The sequence below is a fragment of the Anaerotignum faecicola genome (assembly GCA_024460105.1).
Lineage (GTDB): Bacteria > Bacillota > Clostridia > Lachnospirales > Anaerotignaceae > JANFXS01.
In genome coordinates, this window is sequence record JANFXS010000045.1 from 1 (window position 1) to 641 (window position 641).

The 641-nt window shown below is 44.9% G+C and carries 1 protein-coding gene; it reads left to right on the top strand.

What is annotated here, in order from left to right; translation table 11 throughout:
- The coding region (locus tag NE664_12640) for a radical SAM protein (GenBank protein ID MCQ4727483.1) at positions 1-641 on the top strand (641 nt) is incomplete at both ends.

Below are 641 nucleotides of genomic sequence, written 5' to 3' on the forward strand. Positions count from 1 at the left end.
TTAAAAAACTACCTAAGATGTATTTCACCAATATCACTGGCGGCGAACCTTTCATTCGTACAGACCTAAAAGATATTGTGCGTGAGTTGTATAGGAAGTCAGATCGCATCGTTATTTCAACTAATGGATTTTTTACCGACCGTATCGTAGATCTCTGTAAAGAGTTCCCGCAGATTGGTATTCGCATTTCCATTGAGGGTCTGGAGCATACGAACAATGAGATTCGTGGTCTGGAAAACGGTTACCAACGTGGTTACGGCACACTGAAGAAACTGCGTGAGATGGGTATGAAGGACGTTGGTTTCGGAATGACCGTGCAGGACAAGAATGCTCCTGACCTTGTGCCGCTGTATAAGATTTCTGATGAAATGGGAATGGAGTTTGCAACCGCCTCCCTGCACAACAGCTTCTACTTCGTGGAGGCAAAGAATATCATCCTTGATCGTTCGATGGTTGCAAAGAACTTAGAAAACCTAGTCAACGAACTGCTCCACAGCAACAGCCCGAAGAAGTGGTTCCGCGCTTACTTCAACCACGGTCTGATCAACTATATTTATGGCCAAAAACGCCTGTTGCCTTGCGACATGAGTTTTGATACCTTTTTCATCGACCCTTATGGTGATGTTATGCCCTGTAACGGG